This is a genomic window from Mycobacterium sp., assembly GCF_051006775.1.
GTDB lineage: Bacteria > Actinomycetota > Actinomycetes > Mycobacteriales > Mycobacteriaceae > Mycobacterium.
Window position 1 is genome coordinate 1 of record NZ_JBPCSX010000122.1, and the last position, 2,915, is coordinate 2,915.

Annotated in this window: 2 protein-coding genes and 2 pseudogenes; 3 read left to right on the top strand and 1 reads right to left on the bottom strand. The window is 66.5% G+C overall.

Annotated features, from left to right (window positions below):
• Window positions 1-500, bottom strand: a pseudogene (locus tag ACR2JI_RS08805) (asparagine synthase (glutamine-hydrolyzing)); the annotation flags it as partial.
• 143 nt (window positions 501-643) lie between these two features.
• Between ACR2JI_RS08805 and ctaC the strand changes: the two are divergent.
• The 3 genes and pseudogenes from ctaC to ACR2JI_RS08820 all read left to right on the top strand — a co-directional run.
• Window positions 644-1,717, top strand: coding sequence for an aa3-type cytochrome oxidase subunit II (ctaC, locus tag ACR2JI_RS08810; protein ID WP_526389702.1), 1,074 nt, complete (start codon window positions 644-646; stop codon window positions 1,715-1,717).
• An 11-nt stretch (window positions 1,718-1,728) separates the two neighbouring features.
• Window positions 1,729-2,145: an aa3-type cytochrome oxidase subunit IV gene (gene ctaF, locus ACR2JI_RS08815; RefSeq protein WP_526389703.1), complete on the top strand. Its 417-nt coding sequence runs from the start codon at window positions 1,729-1,731 to the stop codon at window positions 2,143-2,145.
• A gap of 154 nt (window positions 2,146-2,299) precedes the next feature.
• Window positions 2,300-2,881, top strand: a pseudogene (locus tag ACR2JI_RS08820) (hypothetical protein); the annotation flags it as partial.
• Window positions 2,882-2,915 lie beyond the last annotated feature (34 nt).

The following is a 2,915-nucleotide window of genomic DNA, read 5'->3' on the forward strand; positions in this document are numbered from 1 at the left end:
CTGCCGACCGCGGTGCCGCCGGGTCCGGTCGCCATGAACAGCGGCTTGATCCCGAACGGATCGCGGGCGCAGAACAGCTCGCGGCGCGCGGTATCCCACAGTGCGAACGCGAACATCCCTCGCAACCGGCTCAGGGCCTCGCCACCCCAGTAGTGATAGGCGGCGACAATCGCCTCGCCGTCGCCGCCGGTGGCGAAAACCGCACCGAATTCGGAGGCCAGCACCTCGCGGAGTTCCAGGTAGTTGTAGATCTCCCCGTTGAAGACCAGGACGTAGCGGTCCGGCTCACCCGGGGGGCCCCACCGAAGGGGCTGGTGGGAGTGGGCGATGTCGATGATCGAGAGCCGGTTGAACCCCAGCACCACCTGGTCATCGGCCCAGGTGCCGGGCTCATCGGGCCCGCGGTGCCGCATCAGGTGGGATGCGCCCGCCACCGCGTCCACGGTCTGCGTGGTGATCGCGCCGGCCGCATGTCCCACCAGGGCGAGCAGTCCGCACATCGGGCCTAGTATGCCGCAACGCGGTGGGCCCGCTGAATCGGCGCGGGGCCGAATCGCCAGGTGTGTCAGCTTGCTGTCCAAGGGTGGTCTACGCTGCGTAGTATTCGACTCGCGATGCAGCGTGCGACACAGGAGGCGCCGAGGTGACACCACGTGGGCTAGGCCGTGCTGGGGCCCGTTCCGGGCGGAGGGCGGTGGCGTTGGCCATCGCGTTCGCAGGGCTGGCCGTCACGCTCAGCGGTTGCAGCTGGCAGGAGGTGGTCGGCCTGGGCTGGCCCGAGGGCGTCACCTCCGACGCGCATGCCAGCCGCACCTACTGGGTGGGCACCGTGATCGCCGCCCTCGTGGTCGGCGTGATCGTGTACGCCCTGTTCTTCATCTGCGCGACCGCCTTCCGTAAGAAGCCCACCGATACCGAACTTCCTCGACAATTCGGCTACAACATGCCGTTGGAGCTGGTGCTGACGGTGATCCCGATCATCATCGTCGGGGTGCTCTTCTACTTCACTGTCATCACGGAGGACAAGTTCCTCAACAAGGAGCCCAACCCCGAGGTGACCGTCGATATCACCGCCTTCCAGTGGAACTGGAAGTTCGGCTACCAGAAGGTGGCCTACAAGGACGGTACGTTCAACTTCGATGGCGCCGACCCGGCCCGCAAGGCTGCCCTAGCGTCCAAGCCCGAGGGCACCGACGAACACGGTGAAGAGAAGGTTGGCGCGATTGCCGGCCTGAACCCCGAGGACCGCTCCTACCTGAATTTCGACAAGGTCGAGACCGTCGGCACCAGCGATGAGATCCCGGTCCTGGTGTTGCCGGTCGGTAAGCGTATCGAGTTCCAGCAGGCCTCGGCCGATGTGATCCACTCGTTCTGGGTCCCGGACTTCCTTTTCAAGCGCGACGTGTTCCCGAACCCGAAGTCCAACCACACCGAAAACGTCTGGCAGGTCGACGAGATCGATAGGACCGGCGCATTCGTCGGTCGCTGCGCCGAGATGTGCGGCACCTATCACTCGATGATGAACTTCGAGATCCGGGTGGTCTCCGCCGAGGACTTCAAGACCTATCTGCAGGCGCGAATCTCCGGAAAGTCGAATGCCGCGGCTCTGACGGCGATCAACCAGTCGCCGATCGCCACCACGACCTATCCGTTCGACACCCGTCGCGGTGAGTTGGTCGGCTCGCAGACCGGGATGATCCCGCAGGCGAGTAAGTAGGAGGGTCCGCAATGCGTATTGAAGCCAGACTTTTCGAGATCCTCACCGCTCTGTTCATCGTGGTCTCCATCGCCTACGGCGTGCTGACCGCCACCTTCCGGGGCGAGGTCGAGTGGGCCGGCACCACCGCACTCGTCCTGACCGGTGGTCTCACACTGATCATCGGCACCTTCTTCCGGTTCGTGGCCCGCCGCCTCGACACCCGCCCGGAGGACTACGAGGATGCCGACATCGCCGACGGCGCCGGAGAGCTCGGATTCTTCTCGCCGCACAGCTGGTGGCCGATCGTGGCCGCGCTGTCGTTCGCAATCACTGCCGTCGGTGCCGCGCTGTGGCTTCCGTGGCTGATCGCCGCGGGCATCGTCTTCGTCCTTGGCGCGGTCAGCGGCTGGGTCTTCGAGTACTACATCGGGCCCGAGAAGCACTGACGCCCGTTGCGCCGAAGGTCACGATCGAGGCCGGGATTTGGGGCCCCATCGGTGTGCTGCGGCTGTTCCGGACCGCCCGTTGGGTAGTGTTCTGCTTCACCTGAGGCGAGGCACTGATAGCCCGACCGATGCAGTCGGAAGAGGGTAGGCAGGGATGAGCGGGCCCACTCCGCCGGGCCGGGAGGCCGGCGGTCAATCGTCGGACGAGCCGACCGCGGAGTACCGGGACGATCGCGATGAGCTGACCGACACCGGATTCCAGCGGGCTTACTCCGCGCCCGAGTCAGAGCAGTACACAATCGGCCCCTACCTGCCGGCTGATCTGGAGCTCTACGACTACGACGCCTACGAGGCCGAGGAGTCCGGCGACCTTGCCCCGCCGAAGTGGCCGTGGGTGGTCGGAGTGACGGCGATCATCGCGGCGATCGCGCTCGTGGTTTCGGTGTCGTTGCTGGTGACCCGTACCGACACCGACAGCCTCGCCAACCAGGCCACCTCCACGACGGTCAACCCGCCCCCGGTACAGGATCAGATCACCACCACGCCGCCGCCCCCGCCACCCCCGGAGACGACCGAGGAGCCACCGCCGCCGCCCCCGCCGCCGGAAACCGTGACGGTGACGCCCGAACCGGAACCACCCCCGGTGGTCACCGAGGCGCCGCCGCCGCCGGTGACCACCCAACCACCGCCGCCGCCGCCGACGACCACCCCGCCCGCCGCGCCACGCCAGTTGACCTAATCGGTCAATGGAACCAATGAGCCGGGGTACA

Excerpts from the sequence above, each read along its gene's own strand:
- ctaF (WP_526389703.1), top strand. The coding sequence starts at position 1,729 with ATGCGTATTGAAGCCAGACTTTTCGAGATCCTCACCGCTCTGTTCATC.